Annotated in this window: 27 protein-coding genes; 4 read left to right on the forward strand and 23 right to left on the reverse strand. The window is 71.8% G+C overall.

Going from position 1 to position 26,865, the window contains the following annotated elements; genetic code table 11:
• Positions 1-14: 14 nt before the first annotated feature.
• Positions 15-1,310, reverse strand: coding sequence for a deoxyguanosinetriphosphate triphosphohydrolase (locus DEJ35_RS15705; RefSeq protein WP_111193129.1), 1,296 nt, complete (start codon positions 1,308-1,310; stop codon positions 15-17).
• Entirely contained in the window at positions 1,307-2,473 is a 1,167-nt protein-coding gene (gene dusB, locus DEJ35_RS15710) for a tRNA dihydrouridine synthase DusB (protein WP_111193130.1), read from the reverse strand. Before dusB ends, DEJ35_RS15705 begins: the two co-directional genes overlap by 4 nt.
• Before the next feature lie 47 nt (positions 2,474-2,520).
• On the opposite strand from dusB, the gene DEJ35_RS15715 reads away from it, so the two are divergent.
• Positions 2,521-3,006, forward strand: a complete 486-nt coding sequence (locus DEJ35_RS15715) for an aminoacyl-tRNA deacylase (protein WP_110860453.1) — start codon at positions 2,521-2,523, stop codon at positions 3,004-3,006.
• An 8-nt stretch (positions 3,007-3,014) separates the two neighbouring features.
• On the opposite strand, the gene DEJ35_RS15720 is transcribed toward DEJ35_RS15715, so the two are convergent.
• The 4 genes from DEJ35_RS15720 to DEJ35_RS15735 form a co-directional block, all read right to left on the reverse strand.
• The gene (locus tag DEJ35_RS15720; RefSeq protein WP_146244820.1) at positions 3,015-3,278 is read right to left on the reverse strand and encodes a hypothetical protein; all 264 of its coding nucleotides are present in this window, start codon (positions 3,276-3,278) and stop codon (positions 3,015-3,017) included.
• 5 nt (positions 3,279-3,283) lie between these two features.
• Complete coding sequence (locus DEJ35_RS15725; RefSeq protein ID WP_111124009.1) at positions 3,284-4,018, reverse strand: DsbA family protein; 735 nt, start codon at positions 4,016-4,018, stop codon at positions 3,284-3,286.
• A 128-nt stretch (positions 4,019-4,146) separates the two neighbouring features.
• Entirely contained in the window at positions 4,147-5,532 is a 1,386-nt protein-coding gene (locus DEJ35_RS15730; RefSeq protein WP_111193132.1) for a glycine--tRNA ligase, read from the reverse strand.
• A 107-nt stretch (positions 5,533-5,639) separates the two neighbouring features.
• Complete coding sequence (locus tag DEJ35_RS15735; protein ID WP_111193133.1) at positions 5,640-6,695, reverse strand: aminotransferase class V-fold PLP-dependent enzyme; 1,056 nt, start codon at positions 6,693-6,695, stop codon at positions 5,640-5,642.
• Between the two features lie 70 nt (positions 6,696-6,765).
• Here DEJ35_RS15735 and DEJ35_RS15740 point away from each other — a divergent pair, with 70 nt between their 5' ends.
• Complete coding sequence (locus DEJ35_RS15740) at positions 6,766-7,713, forward strand: LysR family transcriptional regulator (protein WP_111193134.1); 948 nt, start codon at positions 6,766-6,768, stop codon at positions 7,711-7,713.
• Between the two features lie 201 nt (positions 7,714-7,914).
• Here DEJ35_RS15740 and DEJ35_RS15745 read toward each other — a convergent pair whose 3' ends face one another.
• The 15 genes from DEJ35_RS15745 to hrcA all read right to left on the reverse strand — a co-directional run bounded on the left by DEJ35_RS15745 (position 7,915) and on the right by hrcA (position 23,404).
• On the reverse strand, positions 7,915-8,712 hold the full coding sequence (locus DEJ35_RS15745; protein ID WP_111124011.1) for an isoprenyl transferase: 798 nt from the start codon (positions 8,710-8,712) through the stop codon (positions 7,915-7,917).
• Entirely contained in the window at positions 8,709-9,563 is an 855-nt protein-coding gene (gene recO / locus DEJ35_RS15750; RefSeq protein WP_110860438.1) for a DNA repair protein RecO, read from the reverse strand. The genes DEJ35_RS15745 and recO overlap by 4 nt, the downstream gene beginning before the upstream one ends.
• Positions 9,564-9,793: 230 nt before the next feature.
• A complete protein-coding gene (leuA, locus tag DEJ35_RS15755; RefSeq protein WP_110860436.1) occupies positions 9,794-11,563 on the reverse strand; it encodes a 2-isopropylmalate synthase in 1,770 nt (589 codons plus the stop codon).
• Between the two features lie 433 nt (positions 11,564-11,996).
• Positions 11,997-13,397, reverse strand: coding sequence for an ABC transporter permease (locus tag DEJ35_RS15760; RefSeq protein ID WP_111193135.1), 1,401 nt, complete (start codon positions 13,395-13,397; stop codon positions 11,997-11,999).
• Positions 13,394-14,146 (reverse strand): ABC transporter ATP-binding protein, encoded by a 753-nt coding sequence (locus tag DEJ35_RS15765; protein WP_111193136.1) that lies wholly within the window; start codon positions 14,144-14,146, stop codon positions 13,394-13,396. Before DEJ35_RS15765 ends, DEJ35_RS15760 begins: the two co-directional genes overlap by 4 nt.
• 111 nt (positions 14,147-14,257) lie before the next feature.
• The gene (locus DEJ35_RS15770; RefSeq protein ID WP_111193137.1) at positions 14,258-14,947 is read right to left on the reverse strand and encodes a response regulator transcription factor; all 690 of its coding nucleotides are present in this window, start codon (positions 14,945-14,947) and stop codon (positions 14,258-14,260) included.
• Positions 14,944-16,182, reverse strand: coding sequence for a sensor histidine kinase (locus DEJ35_RS15775; RefSeq protein WP_220032941.1), 1,239 nt, complete (start codon positions 16,180-16,182; stop codon positions 14,944-14,946). The genes DEJ35_RS15770 and DEJ35_RS15775 overlap by 4 nt, the downstream gene beginning before the upstream one ends.
• A 73-nt stretch (positions 16,183-16,255) precedes the next feature.
• On the reverse strand, positions 16,256-17,194 hold the full coding sequence (gene era / locus DEJ35_RS15780) for a GTPase Era (RefSeq protein ID WP_110860426.1): 939 nt from the start codon (positions 17,192-17,194) through the stop codon (positions 16,256-16,258).
• The gene (locus tag DEJ35_RS15785; protein WP_111193138.1) at positions 17,191-18,513 is read right to left on the reverse strand and encodes a hemolysin family protein; all 1,323 of its coding nucleotides are present in this window, start codon (positions 18,511-18,513) and stop codon (positions 17,191-17,193) included. Before DEJ35_RS15785 ends, era begins: the two co-directional genes overlap by 4 nt.
• 3 nt (positions 18,514-18,516) lie before the next feature.
• Positions 18,517-18,978 carry an rRNA maturation RNase YbeY gene (gene ybeY, locus DEJ35_RS15790; RefSeq protein ID WP_017886675.1) on the reverse strand — a complete coding sequence of 154 codons (462 nt, stop codon included), beginning with the start codon at positions 18,976-18,978 and terminating at the stop codon, positions 18,517-18,519.
• Positions 18,975-20,117, reverse strand: a complete 1,143-nt coding sequence (locus tag DEJ35_RS15795) for a PhoH family protein (RefSeq protein WP_110860422.1) — start codon at positions 20,115-20,117, stop codon at positions 18,975-18,977. The genes ybeY and DEJ35_RS15795 overlap by 4 nt, the downstream gene beginning before the upstream one ends.
• Positions 20,107-20,460 (reverse strand): histidine triad nucleotide-binding protein, encoded by a 354-nt coding sequence (locus tag DEJ35_RS15800; protein ID WP_110860419.1) that lies wholly within the window; start codon positions 20,458-20,460, stop codon positions 20,107-20,109. The genes DEJ35_RS15795 and DEJ35_RS15800 overlap by 11 nt, the downstream gene beginning before the upstream one ends.
• Positions 20,461-20,498: 38 nt before the next feature.
• Positions 20,499-21,236 (reverse strand): 16S rRNA (uracil(1498)-N(3))-methyltransferase, encoded by a 738-nt coding sequence (locus DEJ35_RS15805; protein WP_110860417.1) that lies wholly within the window; start codon positions 21,234-21,236, stop codon positions 20,499-20,501.
• Positions 21,236-22,351: a molecular chaperone DnaJ gene (dnaJ, locus tag DEJ35_RS15810; RefSeq protein WP_110860415.1), complete on the reverse strand. Its 1,116-nt coding sequence runs from the start codon at positions 22,349-22,351 to the stop codon at positions 21,236-21,238. The genes DEJ35_RS15805 and dnaJ overlap by 1 nt, the downstream gene beginning before the upstream one ends.
• 33 nt (positions 22,352-22,384) lie before the next feature.
• A complete protein-coding gene (hrcA, locus tag DEJ35_RS15815; protein ID WP_110860413.1) occupies positions 22,385-23,404 on the reverse strand; it encodes a heat-inducible transcriptional repressor HrcA in 1,020 nt (339 codons plus the stop codon).
• A gap of 110 nt (positions 23,405-23,514) precedes the next feature.
• On the opposite strand from hrcA, the gene DEJ35_RS15820 reads away from it, so the two are divergent.
• Positions 23,515-23,988, forward strand: coding sequence for a DUF4870 domain-containing protein (locus DEJ35_RS15820; RefSeq protein WP_309146762.1), 474 nt, complete (start codon positions 23,515-23,517; stop codon positions 23,986-23,988).
• 35 nt (positions 23,989-24,023) lie between these two features.
• Here DEJ35_RS15820 and hemW read toward each other — a convergent pair whose 3' ends face one another.
• On the reverse strand, positions 24,024-25,277 hold the full coding sequence (gene hemW / locus DEJ35_RS15825) for a radical SAM family heme chaperone HemW (RefSeq protein WP_110860411.1): 1,254 nt from the start codon (positions 25,275-25,277) through the stop codon (positions 24,024-24,026).
• A gap of 28 nt (positions 25,278-25,305) precedes the next feature.
• On the opposite strand from hemW, the gene DEJ35_RS15830 reads away from it, so the two are divergent.
• Positions 25,306-25,998, forward strand: a complete 693-nt coding sequence (locus tag DEJ35_RS15830; protein WP_181420059.1) for an HAD family hydrolase — start codon at positions 25,306-25,308, stop codon at positions 25,996-25,998.
• Positions 25,999-26,093: 95 nt separating this feature from the next.
• Here DEJ35_RS15830 and DEJ35_RS15835 read toward each other — a convergent pair whose 3' ends face one another.
• The gene (locus tag DEJ35_RS15835; RefSeq protein WP_110860407.1) at positions 26,094-26,741 is read right to left on the reverse strand and encodes a DUF1990 family protein; all 648 of its coding nucleotides are present in this window, start codon (positions 26,739-26,741) and stop codon (positions 26,094-26,096) included.
• Between the last annotated feature and the right edge of the window lie 124 nt (positions 26,742-26,865).

Consider the following 26,865-nt stretch of genomic DNA (forward strand, 5'->3'; position numbering starts at 1 on the left):
CGTCGACGGACCGGTCAGACGGCGATGTGGACCGGGTCACGGTCACCCACCACCAGACGTCGGTGCCACGCGAGTGCGCCCTGGTCGGTCAGGCTCGCGACCTGGTCGACGATGGCACGCAGTCGGCCGGCGTCGTCGCCCGCGGCGTGCCAGTCGGCGGCGAAGCCGGGCTCGAGGTCGGACGCACCCGTCGCCGCCAGCGCGTCGAGCAGTTCGGTGAGCACGCGGCGCTGGTCTTCGTACACGGGCTGGCGGTCGCCGTGGGTCATCACGAAGGCCGCGACGATGCCCTTGAGCACCGCGATCTCGCCGATGATCTCGGGCGGGGTGACGACCGACGCGGCGAACCGCACGAGCGACCCCGAGGCGTAGGACTCGCGGGTGGCCGTCGTGGCGGTGCGCGCGAAGCGTCCGATCAGTTGCGACGTCAGGTTCTTCAGGCGTGCGGCATCGCGTCGGGAGCCGTCGTACGCGGTCATCCAGAGCGGCAACTCGCGCAGGCGGTCGAACGCCTCGAGCAGCTCGTCGCGGCTCAGGTCGTCACCGACCCAGGCGTGCATGGCGGTCACGATGTCGTTCTCGCCGACGCGGTCACCCAGCGCCGCGACGTCGATGAACCCGGCGACGACGGCGTCCTCGAAGTCGTGCACGGAGTACGCGATGTCGTCGGCGAGGTCCATGACCTGCGCTTCGATGCAGCGCTGGCGACGCGGGGCGCCGGCGCGGAGCCACTCGAAGGCGTCGTGGTCGTCGTCGTAGAAGCCGAACTTGGTGCGTCCGGAGGACGACTCCGAGACCCCTTGCGCCGCCGGCCACGGGTACTTGCAACTGGCGTCCAACGACGCGCGGGTCAGGTTGAGCCCGTACGGACGGTCGACGTCGGAGCCCGGCCGGACGCCGTAGACCTTCGGCTCGAGCCGCGTCAGCAGCCGGAGCGTCTGCGCGTTGCCCTCGAAGCCCCCGATGCCGGTGGCCCAGGCGTTCACGGCGGTCTCGCCGTTGTGCCCGAACGGCGGGTGCCCGATGTCGTGCGCCAGGCACGCGGTGTCGACCACGTCGGGGTCGAGCCCGAGCGAGTCGGCGAGCTCGCGGCCGACCTGCGCGACCTCGAGCGAGTGGGTCAGCCGGTTGCGGGCGAAGTCGAGCCCCGCCGTCGGGCTGAGCACCTGGGTCTTGGCGGCCAGACGCCGGAGGGCACTGGAGTGCAGCAGTCGGGCACGGTCACGGGCGAAGTCCGAGCGGCGGTTGCCGTGTTCTTCGGGGAGCCAGCGCTCGGCGTCGGCCGGGCCGTACGAGGCGGTGGCGCTCATCCGCCGCTGTGGTGCAGCTCGGCGGCGGCCAGGACCTTGCGGAACTCGGAGTCGACGTTGCGGCTCTCGAGCCAGCGGTCGGGCAGCGCGGTGCGCTTCGGGTGCCCGGCACGACCGCGCGGCCCCTCGGCGTCCGCACCCGGATACGGCGCGTCGTGGTCGAGCTGGCCGAGGAAGTCGTCGATCTCCTGCAGGCTCGACGCCATCGCCAGTCCGGCCCGGACGTCGCTGCCGATCGGGTACCCCTTGAAGTACCAGGCCACGTGCTTGCGGATGTCGCGGCAGGCGTGTTCTTCGTCGCCGAAGAACTCGACGAGCAGCTCGGCGTGCCGGCGGAACCCGTCGGCGACCTCGCCCAGGGACGGCATGTACCGGAGCCCCTCGCCACGGAACGCCGCGGCCAGGTCACCGAACAGCCACGGACGGCCGAGGCAGCCACGCCCGACGACCACGCCGTCGGCACCGGTCTCGTCGATCATCCGGAGCGCGTCGGCGGCCGACCAGATGTCGCCGTTGCCGAGGATCGGGATGTCGGTGACGGTCTCCTTCAGCGTGGCGATCGCGGACCAGTCGGCGTGGCCGGAGTAGTGCTCGTTCGCGGTGCGGGCGTGCAGCGACACCGCGGCGACACCGGCGTCGCGCGCGATGCGTGCGGCGTCGAGGTAGGTCAGGTGGTCCTCGTCGATGCCCTTGCGCATCTTCACCGTGACGGGGACGTCGCCCGCGGCACGCACGGTCTTGGTGACGAGTTCGCGGAACAGGTCGAGTTTCCAGGGCAGGGCCGCACCGCCGCCCTTGCGGGTGACCTTGGGCACCGGGCACCCGAAGTTCAGGTCGATGTGGTCGGCACGGTCCTCGCCCACCAGGATCGACGCCGCTTCGGCCACGGTGTTCGGCTCGACGCCGTACAGCTGGATCGATCGCGGGGTCTCGGACTCGTGGTGCTGGATGAGCTGCATCGACACGGGGGTCCGTTCGACCAGCGCCCGTGAGGTGATCATCTCGCACACGTAGAGCCCGGCGCCGTACTCGCGGCACAGCCGGCGGTACGCCATGTTCGTGATCCCGGCCATCGGCGCGAGCACCACCGGCACGTCGACCTCGATCGGGCCGATGCGCAGGGGGCCGCCGACTCGCGAGGCGGGTGCTTGTGTGATCGTCATACCTGTCCCATCTTCCCACGTCGGTGCGCGCCGGTAGCGTTCTCCACATGACGACCGACGCCAGCACCCGGTTCGACGCCGACGCCCGGGCCCGTGGCCTGCCGGTCGAAGTGGTCGAGCGCCCGGCCGCGAACTCCCTGCACGAGGCCGCCGAACTGCTCGGCATCGAGCCCGGCGACATCGTCAAGACCCTGGTGGTGAAGCGCCACGACGGCGGGTTCCTGCTCGCCCTGGTGCCCGGTGGCCGCAGCATCGCCTGGAAGAAACTCCGCACGGTCGTCGGCGTCAACAAGCTCTCGATGCCCGACGCCGCCACCGCGCTCGAGGCGTCCGGCTACGAGCGCGGCACCATCACCCCGATCGGTGCCACGGGCGACCTGCCGGTGTACGCCGACGAACGCATCGCCGGCCGCCGGGTCGCCCTGGGCGCCGGCCGGCACGGTGCGAGCGCCTTCGTCGACGCCGACGAGCTCGTCGCCGCCTACGGCGCGACCGTCGCCGACATCACCGACGAGGAACCGCAGCGCGGCTGACGCAGCCGTCAGTCCGGCACCTCGGACCAGTCACCCTCGGCCCCGGCGAACGAGCCGGCGTCGATCAGGCACGCGTCGCCCTCGCAGACCGGCGCACCGCCGGGCGTGACGAGCGTCAACAACGCGGGACGGGCCTCCAGGCCGGGAACGCCGGGAACGCCGGGAACGCCGGGAGAACCGGAGACGCCCGGCAGCCCCGTGAGCGCGTCCGGTACGGACGGCACCGACGTCACGGCCTGGAGGCGCGCCGCGCCCTGGTCGCTGATGGTCATGTCCGTCATCGGGTCACCGCCACGTCCGCGCTCGCGTCGTCCGCAGCGCGCTCGGCCGCCGAGGCGACCTCCTCCGGCGTGGTCTCGCGGAGCGCGACCACCTGGCGGAGCACCTGCTCGAACGCCGTGGGGTCCTGGGCGCCGGAGACGCCGTACTTGCCGTCGATGACGAAGAACGGCACGCCGTTGATCCCGTACGCCTGCGCCTGGGCCTGGTCGGCGCGGACCGCAGCGAGCTGGGCGTCGTCGCGCAGGGTGCTGAGGACCTCGTCGCGGTCGAGGCCGATCTCCGCCGCCAGGTCGGCGAGCGAGGACTCCTGTCCGACGTGCTCGCCGCGCTCGAAGTAGGCGGTGAACAGGCGCTCGACCATCTCGAGCTGCTTGCCGTGCTGCTTGGCGAGGTGGATGACCTGGTGGGCCTTCACCGTGTTGGTGTGGTGCATGGCCTCGAAGTCGTAGCTGAGGCCGACGCCCGCGGCGATGGCGGTGACCTGGTCGAGCATCTGCTGCGCCTGGTCGACGGGCATGCCCTTGTGGCCCGAGAGGAACTCGGCCTCGGTGCCCTCGAAGTCGACGGGGGTGTCGGGGCTCAGCTCGAAGGAGTGGTACTCGACCTCGACGGGGCGGCCCTCGCTCGAGGCGCCGAACGCGGCGACGCCGGCCTCGAACTTGCGCTTGCCGATGTAGCACCAGGGGCAGGCGATGTCCGACCAGACATCGACCTTCACGGAGTCGTTCATGCTCAGCCCAACGCGCGGCGTGCGCGCGCATTCCCGGGCCGGCAGCAAGACACCGGTGTTCGCAGGTCGAACACCCGACTGCGGGTGTGCAACGCACGAACACCGGTGTCTTGCGGAAGGACGAACCCCTACGCGCCGAGCAACCGCTGCGCCAGGTACCCCTGCAGCTGGTCGAGCGAGACGCGCTCCTGGCCCATGGTGTCGCGCTCGCGCACCGTCACGGCCTTGTCCTCGAGCGTGTCGAAGTCGACCGTGATGCAGAACGGCGTGCCGATCTCGTCGTGGCGACGGTAGCGACGGCCGATCGCACCGGCGTCGTCGAAGTCCACGTTCCAGTTCTTGCGCAGGTCGTCGGCCAGACCGCGGGCGGCGGGCGAGAGCTGCTCGTTGCGCGACAGGGGCAGGACGGCGGCCTTCACCGGGGCCAGGCGCGGGTCGAGGCGCAGGACCGTGCGCTTGTCGACACCGCCCTTCGCGTTCGGCGCCTCGTCCTCGTGGTAGGAGTCGAGCAGGAACGCCATGAGCGCACGGGTCAGACCGAACGACGGCTCGATGACGTACGGCACGTACTTCTCGTTGGCGGCCTGGTCGAAGAAGCGGAGGTCCTGGCCGGACGCCTCGATGTGGTTGTTCAGGTCGAAGTCGGTGCGGTTCGCGACGCCCATCAGCTCGCCCCACTCCGAGCCGGTGAAGCCGAAGCGGTACTCGATGTCGGCGGTGGCGTCGGAGTAGTGCGCCCGCTCGCCGTCCGGCACGTCGAAGCGACGCAGGTTCTCCGGGTCGATGCCGAGGTCGGTGTAGAACGCCACCGAGTCGGCGATCCACTGCTCGTAGTGCTCCTCGGCCGAGGTCGGCGGCACGAAGTACTCGATCTCCATCTGCTCGAACTCGCGCGTGCGGAAGATGAAGTTGCCGGGCGTGATCTCGTTGCGGAACGCCTTGCCGACCTGACCGATGCCGAACGGGGGCTTCATGCGGCTCGTCGTGACGACCTGCGCGAAGTCGACGAAGATGCCCTGCGCCGTCTCGGGGCGCAGGAAGTTCAGGCCCTCTTCCGACTCGACCGGGCCGAGGTAGGTCTTGAGCATCCCGGAGAACTCGCGGGGCTCGGTCCACTCGCCGCGGGTGCCGCAGTTCGGGCAGGCGACCTCGGCCATGCCACCCTCGGGGGCGCGGCCCTTCTTCGCCTCGAACGCCTCGAGGAGGTGGTCCTCGCGGAACCGGTGGTGGCAGTGCAGGCACTCGACCAGCGGGTCGGTGAAGGTCGCGACGTGCCCGGAGGCCTCCCACACCTTGCGGGGCAGGATCACCGCGGAGTCGAGCCCGACCATGTCCCCACGGCCGCGGACGAACCGCTGCCACCACTGGCGCTTGATGTTCTCCTTGAGCTCCACACCGAGGGGCCCGTAGTCCCATGCGGAGCGGGAGCCTCCGTAGATCTCACCCGACTGGAAGACGAAGCCGCGGCGCTTGGCCAGGGCGATGACGCTGTCGAGACGGGAGGGCTGTGCCAAAGGGTGCTCCAGAGGTCGCCGAGCTGGGTGCTCGGTGCGGAAACGGTCCGGGCAAGACTACCGGCGATCCTGGCCCGGGAGGCCCGCCACGGGTCCGCCCTCCACGCTCACCGCGCCGACGTGCCCGGCCCCACCCCGCCGAGCGCGGCCACGACGTCGGTCACGTCGGACTCGTCGTTCCACAGGTGGAACGCGATGCGCAGTCGCCCGGCACGCCCCGAGGCGGTGACGCCTGCGGCGGTGAGGGCCCGGAGGGCCGCCCCGTCGGCGTCCGCGAACGTCACGATCGCCTGCCCGTCGCCCTGCCGAGGCGACCCGAGGGCGTCGCACAGCCGATCCGCGAGACCGGTGGCGTGCCTCCAGACCGCCCGCTGATCGAGCACGACCGCGTGTTCGAGCGCGGCCACGGCACCGGGCCACGCCTGCCAGGCCGGCGAGACGTCGAAGCGACGCGCGTCGTCGGCCAGGTGCATGGCGGGGCCGTAGCAGGAGGACCAGACGTCCTGGCCCGCGTACCAGCCGGCCTGCACCGGGCGGAGCCGGCCGAGGGCGGTGTCGGAGAGCGTCATGAAGGCGACGCCGCGCGGAGCGCAGAGCCACTTGTAGGTGTGCGTGAGCGTCACGTCGAACGCTGCGGCGTCGACGGGCAGCACGCCGGCGGCCTGCGTGAGGTCACAGAGGGTCAGGGCGCCGACGCGACGGGCGGCGGCCACGACCGGGTCGGGGTCGGTGACCACGCCGGTCGCGGACTGCACCGCGGACCACGCGACCAGGGCGGTCTCGGGCCCGACCGAGGCGGCGAGCCGCTCGAGCGGGACGCTCCGGACCCGGACGCCGCGGTGCGCCTGGGCGAGGAACGGGAAGACGACCGAGCTGAAGTCGCCGTCGGGGACGACCACCTCGGCGCCGTCCGGCAGCGCGTCGGCGACGACCGCGGCCATCACCGAGGTCTGCGAGCCCGTCGCGACGCGCTCAGCCGGGACGCCGACCAGCGCGGCGAAGAGCGCACGTCCCCGCTCGACCAGCGCGCCGTACCGGGCGGGGGACGTCTCGGCCCGGGACCACGCGTCGAGGTCGGCCCGCTGGGCGGCGAGGGTGCCGCGGGTCGGCAGGCCCGCGGTGCACGCAGCCAGGTAGCCGCGGCCGGCGGGGAAGGAGTCCATGCGGACAGCGTCCTCGTTCCCGTCCCATCACACCAGAGCCGGTCCGTTGTGCCACCGATAACATCGGGTGATGGACGAGATCGATCCCCAGTTGCTCCGGGTCCTGCGCGCCGTGGCCGACGGTGGGTCGATCACCCGCGCCGCCGCCGCGCTCGGGTCGAGCCAGCCGGCCGTCAGCCAGCTGCTGGCCCGGGCCGAGCAGCGTCTCGGCCACGCGCTGGTCCTGCGCGGCGGACGTGGCGCGACCCTCACGCATGCGGGGCAGGTGCTCGCCGACCACGCCCTGCACGTCCAGGCCGCGCTGACCGCGGCGCGCGAGGACCTCGACGCCGTCGGCGGACTCAGCCGTGGCCGGGTGCGACTCGCCGGGTTCCCGAGCGCGTCCTCCGCCCTCGTGCCCGCGGTGCTCGCCCGGCTCGCCGCGACGGCGCCCGGCGTGACGACCTCGTACGTCGAGGTGGAGCCTCCTGAGGCACTCGACCTGCTGCGCGGCGGCGAGGTGGACGTCGCCCTCACCTTCACCTACGTCGGCGACGAGGTCGGGACCACCCCGGACCCGGGCCTCGTCACCCGGGCACTCGGTCGTGACCCGCTCGCGCTGGTGACGCCGGTCGAGCCGGGAGGCGCGGAGCGACTCCGCCCCGCCGGCTCCACCGTCGTGGACCTCGCGTCCCACCACGACGCCCGGTGGATCGGGGGCTGCCCGCGGTGCCGTGGGCACCTGCTCGCCTCGTGCGCGAGCGCGGGGTTCACGCCGGACATCGTGCTGGAGACGGACAACGCGGCCGCGGTGGTGGGACTCGTCGCCGCAGGGCTCGGGGTGGCGCTGCTCCCCCGGCTGGCACTCGCGACGACGGTCATCCCCGCCGGTGTCGCGATCGACCCCGTGGACGACGAGCTCGCCCGGCGTGTCGAGGTCGTCGTCGCCCGTGGTGCCGACCGTGTGCCGAGCGTCCGTGCGGCGCTCGACGCGGTGCGCTCCGCGGCCCACCTGCTCGAGGGGCCGCTGCCGGGCTGAGCCGGGGCGCGCGCCGAGTCTCGGCTGCACGGACACTCCGCGCCGGCCAGACGGCGCAAGCTGTCCGCGGAACCGAGACTCGGTCTCGGCCCGGCGGCCCGGCGGCCGGGCGGCCGGGCCGCGGCCGGGCGGCCGGGCGGCCGGGCGGCCCGGCGGCCGGGCCGCGGCCGGGCGGCTGGGCCGCGGCCGCAGCGGCCGGGGCTAGGCCTTCGGGGTGTCGACCGCGCCGCCGTAGCGTCGGTCGCGGCTGGCGTACTCCTCGATCGCACCCCACAGGTCGGTGCGACGGAAGTCCGGCCAGAGCCGGTCGAGGAACACCATCTCGGCGTAGGCGGACTGCCACAGCAGGAAGTTGCTCGTGCGCTGCTCCCCCGAGCTCCGGAGGAACAGGTCGACGTCGGGCATCTCGGGCACGTACAGGCGCTTGGCGAGTGCCTTCTCGGTGACCTGGCTCGGCTTCAGGCGTCCGGCGGCGACGTCCTCGGCCATGCCCCGCACGGCGTCGACGATCTCGTTCCGGCCGCCGTAGTTCACGCACATCGTCAGCGTGAGGACGTCGTTGCCCGCCGTCATCCGCTCGGCGGTCTCGAGCTCGTCGATCACGCTCCGCCACAGCCTCGGACGCCGACCCGCCCACCGCACCTTGACGCCCCACTGGTGCAGCTGGTCACGGCGACGGCGGATGACGTCGCGGTTGAAGCCCATCAGGAAGCGGACCTCTTCCGGGGAGCGCTTCCAGTTCTCCGTCGAGAACGCGTACGCGGACACGTGCCCGACGCCGATCTGGATCGCCCCGGCGACGACGTCGAGCAGCGAGGCCTCGCCCGCCTTGTGCCCCTCGATCCGGGTCAGGCCGCGGCCGTTCGCCCACCGGCCGTTGCCGTCCATGACGATGGCCACGTGCTCCGGCACGAACCGGGCCGGGATCGCCGGGGGCGTCTCGCCGGTCCAGTCGATCGGGCGGAACGGTTCGACGTCGTCGGGGCGGCGGGGGCTCATGCGGTGGGGGCTCCTTCGACAGCGGGATCAGGGTCGGGCTCGGGCACGGCGGGTGCCGGGGTCGAGGCCACCGCGCGCGCCGTCGCCTCGGGTCCGCCGTGGGTCTGCGGCACCGGCAGCGGGTGCTCGGAGCGGTCGACGTGCGGCAGGGACCGGAGCGATCGTTCCAGGTGCCACTGGGCGTAGGCCGCGACCACGCCGGAGGCCCGCGAACGCGTCCGCTCGTCGGTGGCGTCGACCGTCGCCCAGTCACCGGCGAGCAGGGAGCCGAGCACCCCGAGCGTCGCCGGGTCGAGCCGCGGCGTCCCCGGGGGCGCCGCACGGTCGGCGACGACACCACCGAGCTGCACCACGAACGCCGAGTGCGGGCCGGGCTCCCCCGTCACCGCACAGTCACTGAACGAGGGGGCCCATCCCGCGATGCTCATCGCGCGGAGCAGGTACGAGTCGAGGGTCGCGCTGGACTGGTGCTCACCGCGCGACAACGACCGGAGCGCCCCGACGAGGAGCAGGTACTGCTGCAGCCCGGCATCGGCCTCGCTCAGTCGGTCGGCGGTCTCGACCATGGCGCTGGCCGCGGTGTACGCGCCGTAGTCGGCGACGATCTGGGCCCCGTACGCGCCGAGGGACTCCGCCTGGGTGACGATGTCGAGCGACCGGCCCTCGTAGAACTGGGCATCGACGACCATGAACGGCTCGAGCCGGCTGCCGAACTTCGACGCGGTCCGCCGCACGCCCTTGGCCACGGCGCGGATCTTGCCGTGCTGCCGCGACAGCATCGTGACGATGCGGTCGGCTTCACCGAGCTTGTGGGTGCGCAACACGACGCACTCGTCCCGGTACAGCGGCATGCCCCCAGTATCCCCCGCCCCGCCGACAGCCGCGCGCGGTGCGGGGCGGCGGCCCGGGGGCTCGAGGGTACCGAGTGGAATCGGGCGTACCTGGTCGGAAGAAACGACCAGGTACGCCCGATCCGACCTGCCATCGCGCGTGACGGGGGAAAGACCGGGCCGGTACCTGGTCGACGCGCCAGCGGCGATCAGGATGTGCCCGGTGGGAGCCTCCCGGCCTGGTCGCGATCTCAGGCCGAGACGAGCTCCGGCGCGCCGGCCGCGGCACCCGCACGCACCGCGCGGTTCACCGCGGACACGATCGCCTTGAGCGACGCCGTCGAGATGTCGGCGTCGATGCCGACGCCCCAGAGACGCACGCCGTCGACGTCGAGCTCGACGTAGGACGCGGCCTTCGCGTCACCGGAGGCGCTCATCGTGTGCTCCGAGTAGTCGTACAACGTGACCTGGACGCCTTGCTCGGCGAGCACCTTCAGGAACGCGTCGATGGGACCGGTGCCGACGGCTTCGGCCGTGACCGCGCCCTCGTCGACCCGGAGTGCCACGGACAGCGAGGTCGTCCCCTCGAAGTCGCTCGACGTCGCCGTCTTGGTGAGCTCGTACCGGCCCCACTTCTCGTCGTCGATCGACGCGGGCAGGTACTCGTCCTGGAACACGTCCCAGATGCGCTGCGACGAGAACTCGCCACCCTCGGTGTCGGTGTGCCGCTGCACGACGCCGGAGAACTCGATCTGCAGCTTGCGGGGCAGGTCGAGGGCGTGGTCGGTCTTGAGCAGGTACGCCACACCGCCCTTGCCGGACTGCGAGTTGACGCGGATGACGGCCTCGTACGACCGGCCGATGTCCTTCGGGTCGACGGGCAGGTACGGCACCGCCCACTCGATCTCGTCGATGTCCTTGCCCGCGGCGGCGGCCTTGGCCTTCATCGCCTCGAACCCCTTGTTGATGGCGTCCTGGTGCGAGCCGCTGAACGCCGTGTACACGAGGTCGCCCGCCCACGGCTGGCGCTCGGGCACCGGCAGCTGGTTGCAGTACTCGACGGTGCGCTTCACCTGGTCGATGTCGGCGAACGAGATCTCCGGGTCGATGCCCTGCGTGAACAGGTTCATCCCGAGGGCGACCAGGTCCACGTTGCCGGTGCGCTCACCGTTGCCGAACAGGCAGCCCTCGATCCGGTCGGCGCCGGCCATGTAGCCGAGCTCGGCGGCCGCGACCGCGGTGCCGCGGTCGTTGTGCGGGTGCAGCGACAGGATGACGTCCTCGCGGTGGGCGAGGCGGCGTGACATCCACTCGATCGAGTCGGCGTAGACGTTCGGTGTGGCCATCTCGACGGTGGCGGGCAGGTTGATGATGACCTTGCGCTCGGGCGTCGGCTCGAAGACCTCGAGGACGGCGTTGCAGATCTCCAGTGCGACCTCGAGCTCGGTGCCCGTGTAGGACTCCGGCGAGTACTCGTAGTAGATCGTCGTGTCGTGCTGCAGCGTCGCCTCGGCGGCCTTGCAGAGCTTCGCACCGGTGACCGCGATGTCCACCACGCCCTGCACGTCGGTGCGGAAGACGACCTCGCGCTGCACGATGCTCGTGGAGTTGTACAGGTGGACGATGGCCTGCTTCGCGCCGTCGATCGCCTCGTAGGTGCGCTGGATGAGGTGCTCGCGCGCCTGGGTCAGCACCTGGATGGTCACGTCGTCGGGGATCGCGCCCTCGTCGATCAGCGACCGGACGAAGTCGAAGTCGGTCTGCGAGGCGCTCGGGAAGCCGACCTCGATCTCCTTGTAGCCCATCCGGACGAGGAGGTCGAACATCGCCCGCTTGCGCTCGGCGTCCATCGGGTCGATGAGCGCCTGGTTGCCGTCACGCAGGTCGACGGCACACCAGCGCGGCGCCTTGTCGATGCGCTTCGTGGGCCAGGTGCGGTCCGGCAGGTCGACACTGATCTGCTCGTGGAACGGGACGTACTTGTGGATCGGCATCCCGGAGGGCTGCTGCGTGTTCTGCATCGTTCTTCGCTTTCGTCGCGTGTTCGTGAGCTCTTGTGGTGCGGCCACGACGGACTCCGCGACGAGGTGGGCCGGAGTGTCAGGCCTCGTCGCGGCAGCGAAGGAGGAGGAGTGCCGAGTACATCGAGACCCACGGTAGCACCGGTGTACCAGGCTGGCGCAAGCGTGTGACGCGGGACCGCCCGGCGCCGTCGAACGGGGTTGCCGAGTGAGGTGCCGAGTGGTCGAGACCTGCCACGGGCCGGTCGCCGAGAGGTCGCGATCTGTCGCCCGTGCCGCGTCCGGACGACGGCTGGTGACACCTCGGCGGACGTGAGCGGCGCGGCGGGGCCGGCCAGGGCACGTCGGTGCGCCCACACGACGACACGGGAGGCCCGGTGCCAGCTGGCAACGGGCCTCCCGTGTCGTCGTGTGGTGCGACCAGGGCGACGGGTCAGTCGACCGCGAGCGCCTCGGTCGGCGGGACGCGCATCGCGCGCCGCACCGGGGCGATGGTGGCGACGACCGCCAGGACCAGCGCGCCGATCACCACGATGCCGATGGTCAGCGGCGGCAGCACCGGTGCCACGGGCGTCCCGAGCGAGCCGAGCAGCGTCTGCCCGCCGACCCAGCCGTACACCGTGCCGAGTGCGAGCCCCGAGACGACGGCCGCGACGACCATCTGCACGGCCTCGGTCACGATCATCCGTCGGACCTGCGCACCGGTCAGGCCGAGCACCCGCAGCAGCCCGAGTTCGCGTCGACGCTGGAGCACCCCGAGCGCCAGGGCGTTCACGACCCCGACGGCGGCGATCACGGCGGAGAACCCGACGATCACGCTGACGACCGCGTTGATCTGCACGAAGAGGTCCCGCTGCGCCTCGATCATCTCGGGCGTGGCAGCCCCCGCGCTCATGGCGCGCATCTCGGTCTCGAGCACGTGCTGCATGATCCCGAGCGCCACCGCGAAGGTCACGAGCAGGGTGACACCGATGACGAGCCCGATGGTCGCCCGCGAGGACCGCCCCGGCGCCCGCATCGCGTTCCGTCCGGCGAGCAGGACGACGGGGTCGTGCGAGCCGATGCGGCCGATGAGCTGCAGCACGGGCGGCATCACGATCGTCGCCCCGACGGCGACCCCCGCGAAGGACACGAACCCGCCGAGCGCTGCCGGCAGGACCGCGACCGGAGACAGTGAGCTCACCGCGAGCCCGAGCAGCATCAGCACCGCGCCACCGGCCATGAGCACGATCGCCCAGACCTTACGGGCCGTCCCGGACCGGAGGTCGTCGTGGCTCGGCTCGACGGACGACGACAGCGCTTCGAGTGGTGTGACGGTGAGCACGCGGCGCGACCCGGCAGCGAAGGCAGCCCAGGTGGCGAGGACGACGGCCACGACCGGCAGGACGAGCTCCCACGGTACGTACGTGTACTCGGCCTCGGGCAGGACCCCGTTGCCCCGGAGGACGACGACGAACAGGGCCGAGAGCGCGGTCCCCACGACGGCGCCGACGACCCCGCCGAGCACGCCGACGACCAGGCCGGTGCGGGTGATCCGCGCACGGAGGGTCGCACCGGTCGCGCCGACGAGCCGCTGCAGGGCGATGATCCGGGTCTGCCCGGCGATCAGGGTGGCGCAGGTGTTCGCGGTGACGATCGCGCCGACGTAGAGCGCGATACCGAGGAACAGCCACCCGACCACCGACAGGATCGCCTTGATCGGACCGAGGTCGGCGACCCCGGCGGCTCGGAGCGCCTCGGTCACGATCCCCGGTGCGATGACGAGGGCGGAGCCGAACGTGGTGCCGAGGGCGGCGACCAGGACGGTGGGGGCGAAGGAGCGGACGCCGTTCACGCTGCTGCCTCCATCCCGAGCATCGTCGTGGAGATCGCGCCGGCGTCCATCGCGGGGCGGTCGGCGACGATCCGGCCGTCCGCCAGGAACAGGATGCGGTCGGCGTTCGCGGCCGCCACCGGGTCGTGCGTCACCATGACGACGCTCTGGCCCCATTCCTGGACGGCACCGCGGAGCATCGCGAGCACGTCGCGTCCGGTGCGGGAGTCGAGCGCGCCGGTCGGTTCGTCGGCGACGACCACCGCCGGCCGCGAAGCGAGCGCCCGTGCGATGGCGACGCGCTGCTGCTGCCCGCCGGAGAGCTGGTGCGGCCGGTGCGTCAGCCGGTTGCCGAGCCCGAGCATCTCGACCAGCCGGTCGATCCAGGCGGTCTCCTCGTGCGAGGGCTTGTGCCCACCGAGCAGGAACGGCAGCCGGATGTTCTCGCTGACGTCGAGCGTCGGGACGAGGTTGAACGACTGGAACACGAAGCCCAGCCGCCGACGACGCAGCTCGGTGAGGTCCTTGTCGCCCAGGGCCGTGATGTCGACGCCGTCGATCTGGATCCGGCCGGCGGACACGGCGTCGAGGCCGGCGGCGACGTGCATGAGCGTCGACTTGCCGGACCCGGACGGGCCCATCACCGCGGTGAACTCCCCGGCGCCGATGTCGACGCTGACGTCGTCGAGCGCGGTCACACGTCGGGCGTCGTCGCCGTAGTGCTTGGACACGTGGTCGAGGCGGATGATCGGGGCGTGGCTCGTGGTCATGCATCCACGATGGCGGTCAGCGGACCCGTCCGCGTCGCCCGCTCGGCTCCTGTGGATCGTCCGCTCGGCTCGGTTGCCTGTGGAGGGGTCATCCCCGCGGATGACCCGGCATCAGTCGGCCTTGGTGACGAGCCCGTGTTCGTGGGCGAAGACGACGAGTCGCACCCGGTCGCGGAGTTCGAGCTTCGTCAGGACCCGCGAGATGTGCGTCTTCACGGTCGCCTCGCTGACGTACTCGTGCTGGGCGATCTCGCTGTTGCTGAACCCACGGGCGGCCAGGTCGAAGATCTCGCGCTCGCGTGGCGTGAGGTCGGCGAACGCCGCGGGGACTGCGGCGGCGCGTCCGACCGAGTCGTCGTACCGTCGCAGGAGCTCCCGCGTGGCCGACGCGGCGAACACCGCGGTGCCGGCGTGCACGGTCCGGACCGCCGCGAGCAGGAACTCGGGGTCGGCGTCCTTGAGCACGAACCCGCTCGCGCCGGCGCGGATGGCCTTGGCGGCGGCCTCGTCGAAGTCGAAGGTGGTCAGCACGAGGACCTTCGCGCCGTCGGTTCCGGACTGTTCGACGATGTGGCCGGTCGCCGTGATGCCGTCCATCACGGGCATCCGCACGTCCATCAGCACCACGTCGGGACGGGTCCGTCGGACGAGTTCGACCCCATCGGCACCGTCGCCCGCCTCGCCGACGAACCGCAGGTCGGGCTGCGAGTCGATGAGCATCCGGATGCCGGTGCGGAACAGCGCCTGGTCGTCGACGAGGCCGACACGGATCCGGTGCTCGTCGGTCGGAATCGTGGTCATCGGGCGGTGCGCTCCTGCTCGGTGGGGGTGATCCGGCCGCGGGGCATCTGCCCGCTGGCCGGGACGGTCGGCATCCGGACGGCGACCGCGAAGTCGTCCCCTCGGGCCCCGGCGGTCATGGTGCCGCCGGTCATCACGGCGCGCTCGCGCATGCCGACCAGGCCGTGGCCTGTGCCGGGGCCGCGGACCCCGTCGTCGGCACGTCGGTTCACGACGGCGATCTCGACGGTGTCCGGCCGGTAGGTCAGGGCGGCACGCACCGGGCTGCCGGGCTCTCCGTGCTTGTACGCGTTCGTCAGGCTCTCCTGCACGATCCGGTAGACAGCGAGCTGCGTGGTGGTGGGCAGCCCGGCGGGGTCGCCCTCGCGTTCCACCCGCACGTCGAGCCCGAGCTGCCGCATCTCGTCGACGAGCCGGTCGATGTCGTCGATCTCGGGCGTCGGCGCGGTCCCCTGCTCGTGCCGGAGCGCGCCGAGGAGTTCGCGCACGTCGCCGAGGGCCCGGCGGGCCGTGGTCGAGATGGTACTGAGGGCCTGGTCGGCCACCGCGGGGTCGGCCTTCAGGGCGTACCGGGCACCGTCGGACTGCGCGATGACGACCGCGAGCGAGTGCGCGACGATGTCGTGCATGTCGCGGGCGATCCGCACGCGCTCCTGCTCGACCGCGACGGCCCGGTCGGCCCGCGCGGCGTCACGCTCGGCCAGCAGCTGGGCCTCGCGACTCATGCTCGCCGAGCGACGGGTCCGGACCACGAGTCCGGCGAGCCACGGCAGCAGCAGCAGGAGCAGGACGACGGCGAAGAACGACAGGATGACCTGCAGCGACTCCGGCACCGACGTCGAGGTGGTCTCGTAGGTCAAGCGGTTCCGGTAGTCGTCGAAGCCCATGTACGCCGCCGCCGCCACGGACCCGAGGATCGCCGACACGAGCCCGGCCAGCCGCACACGGCGGCTGCCGTACGCACTCGTCGTGTACATGACGCCGGCGATGAACGCGTTCGACACGTCCGGCACCTGCAGGGTGACCATCTCGAAGACCGCGAACACCCACGCCACGGCCAGGGCGAGCCCGGGTGACAGTCGTCGGAGTGCCAGGGCGGCGGTCATCCCGACGACGGTGACCACGGACAGCGGCCCGTCGAGCCCGCGCCCGCTGGCGACCAGCACGAGGCCGCCGAGCAGCACGGCGATCAGCAGGTCGGTGATGACCTGCGCGCGCAGCATGGGACGGAACACCCGTCCACGGTACGGCGGGCCGCTCGTCCCCGCGTCCCTCGCCCGGATGACCCGGGGTGCGAGCGGCGGACGGTCAGAAGCCGAGGCGTCCGAGCTGCTTCGGGTCACGCTGCCACTCCTTGGCCACCTTCACGCGGATGTTCAGGTAGACGTGCCGGCCGCCGAGCAGCGACTCGATCTCGACGCGGGCCCGCGAACCGACGTCCTTCAGGCGCTCGCCCTTGTGTCCGATGACGATCGCCTTCTGGCTGTCCCGCTCGACGAACAGGTTCGCGAAGATGCGCAGGGGGCCGTCGGCGTCGTCGTCGGCATCGGGCTCGACGATGTCCTCGATGACCACGGCGAGCGAGTGCGGCAGCTCGTCACGGACGCCCTCGAGCGCAGCCTCGCGGATGAGCTCGCCGATGCGCTCCTCGTCGGTCTCCTCGGTCACCGCGCTCGAGTCGTACAGCTGCGGCGACTCGGGGAGCAGGGCGGTGATCACGCCGAGCAGGTCGTCGAGCTGCATGCCCCTGGTGCCCGAGGTCGGCACCACGGCGTCCCAGTCGCGGAGCTTCGAGACGGCCAGCAGCTGCTCACCGACGCGGTCCTTGGAGGTGCTGTCGATCTTCGTGACGATCGCGATCTTCTTGGCGCGCGGGTACTGGTCGAGCGTGTCGTTGATGAACCGGTCGCCGGGACCGACGGGCTCGTTCGCCGGCACGCAGAAACCGATCACGTCGACGTCGCCGAGGGTGGACTGCACGAGGTCGTTGAGCCGTTCGCCGAGCAGGGTGCGCGGACGGTGCACGCCCGGGGTGTCGACGATGATCACCTGACCGTCGGGCCGGTGCACGATCCCGCGGATGGCGCGCCTGGTGGTCTGCGGCTTCGACGAGGTGATGGCGACCTTCTCGCCCACCAGGGCGTTGGTCAGCGTCGACTTGCCGACGTTCGGACGGCCGACGAACGAGACGAAGCCCGCGCGGTAGGGCTTCTCCGAGCCGGCCTGGGTGGTGTCGGGGTCGGTCATGCGTGCGTGGTTCCCGTCGTGGTGGGTTCGGCGTCGTCGAAGGCGTCCTCGACGTCGGCCAGGGCGTGGGTGCGCTCGGCGAGCACGGTGATGAGGTGGCGGCGCTTGCCCTCGACCCGGTCGGCGGTCAGGACGACCCCGGACACCGTGACGGTGTCGCCGGAGACGGCCAGGTGTCCGAGCTCCTTGGTGAGCAGGCCACCGGCGGTGTCGACGTCGTCGTCGTCGAGCTCGATGCCGAACAGGTCGCCGAGCTCGTCGATCGGCAGCCGGGCAGAGATCCGCCAGATGCCCGGTTCGACCTCGGTCCGGTCGACGACGGCGCGGTCGTACTCGTCGGAGATGTCGCCGACGAGTTCTTCGATGAGGTCCTCCATGGTCACGAGCCCGGCGACACCGCCGTACTCGTCGACCACCAGCACCAGGTGGTTCTTGGCGACCTGCATGTGCCGCAGGGTGTCGTCGGCGTGCTTCGACTCCGGCACGAACTCGGCGGGCCGCAGCAGCCGGCTGACCCGTTCAATGCGGGATGCCGGCCGTTCGTACAGCGACCGCGCGACGTCGCGCAGGTAGAGCACACCCCGCACGTCGTCGCTGTCCTTGCCCGTCACCGGCATCCGGGACACCCCGGCGGCCAGGAACTGCTCCATGGCCGCGGCCAGCGTCTCCGCACCGTCGACGGTGAGCATGTCCGTGCGGGGCACCATGACCTCGCGCACCAGGGTGTCGCTGAACTCGAACACCGAGTGGATGAGTTCGCGGTCCTCGTCCTCGAGCACGTTGCTCTCGGTGGCCTCGTCGACGAGCGAGAGCAGCTGCTCCTCGCTCGACACGGTGGAGGCGCTCCGGCCGCGGCCGGGGGTGACCCGGTCGCCGATCCGGACGAGCAGTCCGGCCAGCGGACCGAGCACGATGCGGACCCCACGGACGATGCCGCCGGTCGCACCGATCAGCCGCTCGGCGTGGGCGCGTCCGACGCTGCGCGGGCTCGACCCGACCAGCACGAACGACACCGCGGTCATGATCGCGGCGGAGACGACGAGTGCGATCCACCAGCTGTCGAAGGCGCGCACGAGGGCGATCGTCACGAGCACCGCGGCCGCGGTCTCGGCGAGGACCCGGAAGAAGTTCAGCGCGTTGACGTGCGCCCCGACGTCGTCAGCGATCGCCTCGATGGCGCGGCGGCGCTTGTTGCCCCTGGCGATCTCCTCGAGGTCGGCACGGGAGACCACCGAGAGTGCGGCGTCGCTCGCGGCGAGGAGCCCGCCGAGCACGACGAGCCCCAGCGCCACCGCGAGGAGTCCGGCGACGACGACCACCGGCTACCGCCCTCGGTGCTGGGCGGCGAAGGCGGTCAGGATCTCGCCCTGGATGCCGAACATCTCGGCCTTCTCGTCGGGCTCGGCGTGGTCGAAGCCGAGCAGGTGCAGGATGCCGTGGCAGGTGAGCAGCAGCATCTCGTCGGTGCTCGAGTGCCCGGCGGTCTTCGCCTGTTCCTCGGCCACCTGCGGGCAGAGCACGATGTCGCCCAGCAGCCCGGCCGGCGTGGGGTCGTCCTCGGTGCCGGGGCGCAGTTCGTCCATCGGGAAGCTCAGGACGTCCGTCGGGCCGGGCTCGTCCATCCACCGGACGTGCAGCTGCTCCATCGCGCCCTCGTCGACCAGCACGATCGCGAGCTCGGCATCGGCGTGGACGTGCATCGCGTCCAGGGCGAAGGCCGCGAGCCGCTGGATCGCGGCCTCGTCCACCTCGACGCCCGACTCGTTGTTGAGCTCGATGCTCACCGGTTGCCTCCTCGGGCGTCGTTCTGGGGGTACGGGGGTCGTGCGCGGTCCTGCGGCGGGCGCCCACGGCGTTCGGCGCGGTTGGCACCGTCGGGGTTGCCGACCGGGGCGGTGCCACGGCCACCGGGGCGCTGCCCGGCCTGCTCGGCGAGGCGCTCCTCGTCGTAGACCGTGTACGCGTCGACGATCCGGCCGACGAGGGTGTGGCGGACCACGTCCTCGCTGCCGAGACGGGCGAAGTGGATGTCCTCGACCTGGTCGAGGATGCGGGTCACGAGCCGCAGACCGGAGACGTTGCCCGGCAGGTCGACCTGGGTGATGTCACCCGTGATGACCATCTTCGAGCCGAACCCGAGCCGGGTCAGGAACATCTTCATCTGCTCGGGCGTGGTGTTCTGCGCCTCGTCGAGCACCACGAAGGAGTCGTTGAGGGTCCGGCCACGCATGTACGCCAGCGGGGCGACCTCGACGGTGCCGGCGGCCAGGAGCTTCGGGACCAGCTCCGGGTCCATCATCTCGTTGAGGGCGTCGTACAGCGGGCGCAGGTAGGGGTCGATCTTGTCGGTGAGCGTGCCCGGCAGGAAGCCGAGCCGCTCGCCGGCCTCGACCGCGGGACGGGTGAGGATGATCCGGTTGACCTCGCGCCGCTGCAGCGCCTGCACGGCCTTGGCCATCGCCAGGTACGTCTTGCCGGTACCGGCCGGACCGATGCCGAACGTGATGGTGTGCTCGTCGATGGCGTCGACGTAGGCACGCTGCCCGTCGGTCTTCGGCCGGACGGACTTGCCGCGGCTCGACACGATCGGGGTGCCGAAGGTGTCGGAGGGCTTGCGGTCGTCGTCGAGGATGCGTGCGGACATCGGGATGTCGGCCGGGCCGATCTCCTGCCCGCGCCTGACCATGCCGACGAGCTCGTCGACGAGCGCCTTCGCGCGGGCGACGTCGCGCTCGGGCCCGGTCAGCGTGACCTCGTTGCCGCGCACGACGACCCGGACGCCGGGGTACTGGCGCTCGACGGTCTTGAGCAGCCGGTCCTGGGGGCCGAGCAGCTGCACCATGGCGATGCCGTCGACCTGGAGCGAGACCGAGACGGGCTCGTCGTCGGCGGCGGTGGGCTGTACTGGTTCGTTAACCGGCAAGGGTGCCTTCCTGCAGTTCACCTGCGAGTACGTGCGCGTGCACGTGGAACACGGTCTGACCGGCGGCTTCGCCGGTGTTGAAGACGAGTCGGAACTGGCCGTCGGCGCGCTCGTCGGCGATGCGCTGCGCGGTGGCGACGACGTGGGCCAGCAGGTCGGGGTCACCCGCCGCGAGTTCGCCGACGTTCGCGTACTGCTCGGTCTTGGGGACGACGAGCACGTGGACGGGAGCCTTCGGAGCGATGTCCTCGATCGCGATCACACGGTCGTCCTCGGCGACGATGGTCGCCGGGATCTCGCGCGCGATGATCTTGGAGAAGACGCTGGGCGTGCTGGTGCTCATGGCTCCATCGTAGGACGCGCCCGACGGCGTGGTCCGGCTCACCAGCGACCCAGTCGCGCCTGCAGGACAGCGAGTGCCGCCGGTCCGGCGGTGGACGTGCGGAGCACGCTGTCGCCGAGCCGGACCCGCACGGCGCCCGCGGCCTCGAGCCGGTCGAGCTCCGCGCCGTCGATGCCTCCTTCGGGGCCGACGACGAGGGCGATGTCCTCGGCGCCCGTCGGGGGTTCCCAGGTGGCGAGCCGCACGGTCGCGGTCGGGTCGAGCAGGACGAGGGTGGTCCCCTCACCGAGCGCGGACACGAGTTGTCCGGTCGTCACCAGCGGCGCGACGACGGGCACACGCGGACGGATCGCCTGCTTCGCGGCCTCGTGCGCGATCGCGGCCCACCGCGCGCGGCCCTTCTCGACCTTCGCGCCGTCCCACCGGGAGACGCTGCGTGCGGCCGACCACGGCACGACCCGGTCGACCCCGATCTCGGTCGCCGCCTGCACGGCCATCTCGTCACGACCGCCCTTGGCCAGGGCCTGCACGAGCGTCAGCGACGGGCGCGGTGCGTCCTGGTGCTCGACGGTGTGGACCGCGAGCTCCAGCGTGTCCTTGCCGAGTGCCGTCACCGGACCGGAGACCACCGTGCCCCGACCGTCGGCGATCCGCAGGACCTCGCCGACCCGGACGCGCGCGACGGAGACCGCGTGCCGGCCCTCGGCCCCGTCGAGCGACACCGGGTCACCGACGGTGACGCCGTCCAGCGAGTCGACGAGGTACAGCGACGCCATCAGTGGTTGAAGAACCGGTCGCGGAGCTTGCCGAACATGCCCTGCTGGAACCGGGCGAGCTGCGGGGCGGTGGTCTTGTGCGACTTCGCGAGCTGCTCCACCAGCTGCCGCTCCTTGTGGGACAGCTTGGTCGGCGTGACGACCTGCACGCCGACCCGCAGGTCACCGCGGCCGTTCCCGCGCAGCTTCGTGATGCCGCGGTCCTTGATGACGAGGACGTCGGCACTCTGCACACCGGGTCGGATCTCGAGCTCGACCGGACCGTCGAGGCCGTCGATCGTGGTGGTCGTGCCGAGGACGGCGTCGGTCATGCCGACCTCGAGCGTCGCCAGCAGGTCGTCGCCGTCACGGCTGAAGACGTCGTCGTGGCGCACGCGGATCTCGAGGTACAGGTCGCCGGACGGGCCGCCGGCCGGACCGACCTCGCCCTGGCCGGGCATCTGAAGTCGGAGACCGGAGTCGACGCCGGCGGGGACGTCCACCGGCACGGTGCGACGCGCGCGGACGCGGCCCTGACCCTGGCAGGTCGGGCAGGGGCTCGGGATGACGGTGCCGTACCCGCGGCACGTGCCGCACGGTGCGCTCGTCACCACGTTGCCGAGGAGCGAACGGACCTGGCGCTGGATGTGCCCGGAGCCACCGCAGATGTCGCACGTGCGGGGGCTGGTGCCCGGCGCACAGCAGGAGCCGTGGCAGGTCTCGCACAGCACCGCCGTGTCGACCTCGACGTCCTTGTGGGTGCCGAAGACGACCTCGTCGAGGTCGACCTCGATGCGGAGCAGGGCGTCCTGTCCGCGCTCGGCACGGCTGCGCGGGCCCGACCCCCGGCCGCCGCCACCACCGCCGCCGCCGAAGAAGGCGTCGAAGATGTCGCTGAAGCCACCGGCGCCACCACCGAAGGGGCTGTCGGCCTGCGGCCCGGCGTCGTACCGGCGCCGCTGCTCGGGGTCGCTCAGCACGTCGTACGCGTGCGTCACGTCCTTGAAGCGCTCGGCGGCGTCGGGTGCCGGGTTCACGTCCGGGTGGAGCTCACGCGCCAGGCGGCGGTAGGCCTTCTTGATGTCGGCATCGGAGGCGTCTCGCTGGACGCCGAGGACGTCGTAGTGGTCTGCCACGTATCCCTCAGTCGGTTGGGTTCGGTCGGTTGGTCAGTGTTCGCCCAGGAGCTTGGACAGGTACCGGGCGACGGCGCGGACGGCCGCCATGTTCGTGCCGTAGTCCATGCGGGTCGGTCCGAGGACGCCCAGGCGGGCCACCTCGCCACCGGCCAGGTAGCCGCCGGCGACGATGCTCGTGGCGTCGAGCCCGTACTCGGCGTTCTCGACGCCGATGCTGGCCGCCACCGCGATGTCGTCCACCTGCATCTCCCCGAACAACCGGAGCAGGGTGACTTGTTCCTCGATCGCTTCGAGCACCGGGAAGAGCCCGCCGGAGAAGTCCTGCTCGCTCTTCGCCAGGTTGGCCGCACCGGCCATCAGCAGGCGGTCCTGCCGGTTCGCCGCGACCTGCTCGATGAGCGTGGCGACGACGACCCCGCCGAGCGTCTGGGCGTCGGGGCGGAGCTGCTGCGGCACGGCTCGGAGCGCGGTCGGGACGTCCTGCAGCAGGAGGCCCACCGTCGCGCCGTTCACCACGGTGCGGAGTTCGCCCAGCGAGCCTTCGTCGAGCGGGACGTCGGTCTCGACCACGCGCTGTTCGACGCGAGCGGTGTCGGTGATGAGCACCACCATCAACCGGGCGTCACCGAGCCGGACGAGCTCGACGTGCTGCACCCGGGCGCGCACCATCGAGGGGTACTGCACCAGGGCGACCTGGTTGGTGAGCTGGCTGAGCAGCCGGACGGTGCGCCCGAGGACCTCGTCGAGGTCGTTCGGGGCGCCGAGGAAGGTCTCGATGGCGTGCCGCTGCGCGCTGGAGAGCGGACGGGCACCCGCCAGGTGGTCCACGAAGACGCGGTACCCCTTGTCGGTCGGCACCCGGCCGGACGAGGTGTGCGGTGCGGCGATCAGCTGCTCGTCCTCGAGCAGGGCCATGTCGTTGCGGATCGTCGCGGCGCTGACCCCGAAGGCGTGCCGCTCGACGATGGTCTTCGACCCGACGGGTTCACGCGACGCCACGTAGTCGCGCACGATGGCCTTGAGGACCTCGAGGCTGCGTTCACTGACCACGAGCGCCTCCTTTCCCGATCGACCTGGCACTCGGACGTGTCGACTGCTGATCCTACGCCCGACCGCTGACGGCCCGGGACTTCCGGGCGGTCGGCCGATACGCTTCCGCCATGACCTACGGACAGCAGCCCGACGGCCACGGACCCGAGCAGCCCGGCGGCCCGTACGGCCACGGCCCCGGTGGCCCCCAGCAGCCCGGCGGACCGCAGTACCCCGGCGGACCGCAGTACCCCGCCGGCTACACCCCGCCCCGGCCGATGAGCCCCGAGGACCAGCGCCTGTGGGCCACGCTGACGCACATCGGCGGCATCTTCTTCAACTTCATCGCGCCGTTGGTCGCCTACCTGGTCCTCCGCGACCGCGGCGGCTTCGTCCGCGAGCACACCCGCGTCGCGCTGAACTTCCACATCACGATGGGCATCGCCTACGTGGTCGGTTCGCTCACGTCGGTGTTCGGCGTCGGGGTCCTGATCGTGCTGGCAGCGGGCATCGTGTCGCTGATCTTCAGCATCATGGCCGCGATCGCCGCGAACCAGGGACAGTTCTACCGCTACCCGCTCTCGATCGAGTTCATCAAGCAGTAGCGCCCCCACGAGCCCGACCGAGCGGCGCACGCCGCTCAGTCGAGCAGCTCCCGCACCACCGCGTCGGCGAGCAGGCGGCCCTGCAGGGTCAGGTCGATCCGTCCCCGCACCGCGGCCGACCCGTCCACGAGTCCGCGTGCGATGAGGCCGGCGACCCGGCCACGGGCCTCCTGGCGGATCTCGCTCGTCGCGAGCTCCCCGCGGACCCGCGCCGCCAGCAGCAGTCGCTCGACGTACCGCGTCTCGTCGTCGATGGTCTCGCGGCCGGCGGCCGGCGACTCCCCCGACAGCACCCGGTTCGCGTACGCGGCCGGGTGCTTGACGTTCCACCAGCGCGTGCCGGCGACGGCGGAGTGCGCGCCGGGTCCGACGCCCCACCAGTCGTGGCCCTTCCAGTAGGACAGGTTGTGGCGACTCGCGTGCGCGTCACCGCGTGCCCAGTTCGACACCTCGTACCAGGAGTAGCCGGCGTCGCCGAGCACCTGGTCTGCGAGCTCGTACATGTCGGCGGCCAGGTCGTCGTCGGGGGCGGGGAGCTCGCCGCGGGCGACCATGCGGCCCATCGCGGTGCCGTCCTCGACGATGAGCGAGTACGCCGACACGTGGTCGGGCTCGCAGGCGATCGCGGCGTCGAGCGAGGTCCGCCAGTCGGCGAGGGACTCCCCCGGGGTCGAGTAGATGAGGTCGAGCGAGACGTCGAGTCCCTGCTGCTTCGCGAGGTCGACGACCACTGGGACCCGGAGCGGGTCGTGCGTGCGGTCGAGCGTGGCGAGCACGTGCGGCACGGCGGACTGCATGCCGTAGCTGATCCGGTTGAAGCCGCCGGCCCGCAGGGTCTCGAGCGACGCCGCGTCGACGGAGTCCGGGTTCGCCTCGGTGGTGACCTCGGCCCCGGGCAGGATGCCCCAGGTGTCGTCGATCGCACGGAGGATCATCGCCAGGTCGGACGCCGGCAGCATGGTCGGGGTGCCTCCGCCGAAGAAGACGGTGGACACCGGCCGCCGCGGCACACCGGAACGGTCGAGCACGGTCGCCGCCCACTCGATCTCGCGCACGGCGTGCCCGGCGTAGTCGTCACGGCGGACGCCGCGGAGCTCCGACGCCGTGTAGGTGTTGAAGTCGCAGTAGCCGCAGCGCACGCGGCAGAACGGCACGTGCACGTACACGCCGAAGGGCACGTCACCGGCGGCGGAACCAGCCCCCGGCCCGGCAGCGGAGCCCGCTGCCGCCCACGGGGTGATCAGCCCGTCCGCTGGTGCTGGATCGGCGATCGGGAGAGCACTCGGCATGGACTCCATTCTCCGTCATGATGGAGTCATGGAGCACCATCCCGTCCCCACCACGGTCCTGTGGGACATCGACGGCACCCTCGTGATGAACGCGTCGTCTCCGGGCAACCTCTACCACCTCGCCCTCGAGCGGGCGGTGGGCCGCGACCTCACCCTGCGGGTCGGGCACCAGCACGGCCGGACCGACGCCGGGCTCATCGCCGAACACGTGCATGCCCACGCGTTCGAGGACACCCTGATCCCCACGGTCAGCAGGCACCTGCACGATCTGACGGCCGAACGGCACGCCTCCGGCGACCACCGCAGTCCCGTCCCCGGAGCGAAGGCGCTCCTGACCCGCTTCGCCGACCTCGGGTGGCGCAACGGCCTGCTCACCGGCAACTCCGAGTACCGCGCCCGGGTGAAGCTCGCCGGCGCCGGGTTCGACCCCGACGTCTTCGACTGGGAGCACTCGTACTTCGGCGACACCGAGGTCGAGCGGGCCGGGGTCACCCTGCGCGCCGCCGCCGAACTGGTCGGCACGCGGGCGGTCATCGTCGGCGACACCCCGCGCGACGGCGAGGCCGCGGACGCCGCGGGCATCCCCTTCCTGGCCGTGGCGACCGGTGTCTACGACGTCGACGCGCTGCGCCACACGAACGCCGTGACCGTCGCACGCGACTGCCAGCAGGACGCCGCCCTCATCGAGGACGCGATCGCCGCACTCCCGCCGCTCCGCTGAGGAGCGGGAGCGGGGGCTGGAGCGGGAGCGGGAGCGGGAGCGGGGGCTGGAGCGGGTGCAGGAGCAGGAGCGACCACGACCGCGATCAGGACCGCCTAGTCGCCCCGCAGCGCCGCCAGGTACTTCTCCGCCATGACCTTCTGCTGCCGTCGCACGAACGGCGCGACGAAGCGCCACTTCCGGCTCGCCGGCTGCGAGAACTGCCGGACCTGCAGCCACACCGAGCCGTCCGGGGTGCGCTCGACGACGAACGACTCCTCGCCGGAGAGCGGGTGCCCCTCGAGCGTGCCGTAGGCGAACCCCTTGCGGTCGTGCTCGTCGATGATCGACACGACGCGCACCGGTGCCAGCACGGTCTGCCCGAACGCGTGGATCGTCAGCGTCGCGCTGGTGCCCGCCGTCAGCAGCGGGGTGCCGTCGGGTGCGAACTTCTCGACCCGGGGCGTCCCGATGGACGCGGGGGCGATCGGCACGCCGTCGTCGTCGAAGGTGACCGGGTTGTACCGGACCTCGTCGTCGTCGGGCTGCTCCTCGACGTGCACGCGGACCCCGCTGCGCTCCTGGATCTGCCACGTGAGCGCCTGCACGACGGCGGTCTCGAACCGCTGGTCGCCGTGTCCGATCCGCGCGCGTGACTCGGCCGGCGTGAAGCCGTCCGGCGGGTAGGTCATGAGGTCCGACGCCTGGGTCGCCCCCACCGCGCCGTACGTCAGGGCGGTCCGGTAGCTCCCGCGGATGCTCATGCCGCCATGCTACTTGGGCAGGCCGCCCCGGATCGAACCGATCCGCGCTCACCTCCGTCGGATCGGTTCGATCCGGGGCGGCCTGCCCAAGTAGCATGGCGGCATGAGCATCCGCGGGAGCTAC

The organism is Curtobacterium sp. MCPF17_051 (genome assembly GCF_003234595.1).
GTDB lineage: Bacteria > Actinomycetota > Actinomycetes > Actinomycetales > Microbacteriaceae > Curtobacterium > Curtobacterium flaccumfaciens.

Bases quoted from the DNA above. Each gene is read 5' to 3' on its own strand.
- DEJ35_RS15705 (WP_111193129.1), bottom strand. From the start codon at position 1,310: ATGAGCGCCACCGCCTCGTACGGCCCGGCCGACGCCGAGCGCTGGCTC.
- dusB (WP_111193130.1), bottom strand. From the start codon at position 2,473: ATGACGATCACACAAGCACCCGCCTCGCGAGTCGGCGGCCCCCTGCGC.
- DEJ35_RS15715 (WP_110860453.1), top strand. From the start codon at position 2,521: ATGACGACCGACGCCAGCACCCGGTTCGACGCCGACGCCCGGGCCCGT.
- DEJ35_RS15720 (WP_146244820.1), bottom strand. From the start codon at position 3,278: ATGACCATCAGCGACCAGGGCGCGGCGCGCCTCCAGGCCGTGACGTCG.
- DEJ35_RS15725 (WP_111124009.1), bottom strand. From the start codon at position 4,018: ATGAACGACTCCGTGAAGGTCGATGTCTGGTCGGACATCGCCTGCCCC.
- DEJ35_RS15735 (WP_111193133.1), bottom strand. From the start codon at position 6,695: ATGGACTCCTTCCCCGCCGGCCGCGGCTACCTGGCTGCGTGCACCGCG.
- DEJ35_RS15740 (WP_111193134.1), top strand. From the start codon at position 6,766: ATGGACGAGATCGATCCCCAGTTGCTCCGGGTCCTGCGCGCCGTGGCC.
- DEJ35_RS15745 (WP_111124011.1), bottom strand. From the start codon at position 8,712: ATGAGCCCCCGCCGCCCCGACGACGTCGAACCGTTCCGCCCGATCGAC.
- recO (WP_110860438.1), bottom strand. From the start codon at position 9,563: ATGCCGCTGTACCGGGACGAGTGCGTCGTGTTGCGCACCCACAAGCTC.
- leuA (WP_110860436.1), bottom strand. From the start codon at position 11,563: ATGCAGAACACGCAGCAGCCCTCCGGGATGCCGATCCACAAGTACGTC.
- DEJ35_RS15765 (WP_111193136.1), bottom strand. From the start codon at position 14,146: ATGACCACGAGCCACGCCCCGATCATCCGCCTCGACCACGTGTCCAAG.
- DEJ35_RS15770 (WP_111193137.1), bottom strand. From the start codon at position 14,947: ATGACCACGATTCCGACCGACGAGCACCGGATCCGTGTCGGCCTCGTC.
- era (WP_110860426.1), bottom strand. From the start codon at position 17,194: ATGACCGACCCCGACACCACCCAGGCCGGCTCGGAGAAGCCCTACCGC.
- DEJ35_RS15800 (WP_110860419.1), bottom strand. From the start codon at position 20,460: ATGAGCACCAGCACGCCCAGCGTCTTCTCCAAGATCATCGCGCGCGAG.
- DEJ35_RS15805 (WP_110860417.1), bottom strand. From the start codon at position 21,236: ATGGCGTCGCTGTACCTCGTCGACTCGCTGGACGGCGTCACCGTCGGT.
- DEJ35_RS15820 (WP_309146762.1), top strand. From the start codon at position 23,515: ATGACCTACGGACAGCAGCCCGACGGCCACGGACCCGAGCAGCCCGGC.
- hemW (WP_110860411.1), bottom strand. From the start codon at position 25,277: ATGCCGAGTGCTCTCCCGATCGCCGATCCAGCACCAGCGGACGGGCTG.
- DEJ35_RS15830 (WP_181420059.1), top strand. From the start codon at position 25,306: ATGGAGCACCATCCCGTCCCCACCACGGTCCTGTGGGACATCGACGGC.
- DEJ35_RS15835 (WP_110860407.1), bottom strand. From the start codon at position 26,741: ATGAGCATCCGCGGGAGCTACCGGACCGCCCTGACGTACGGCGCGGTG.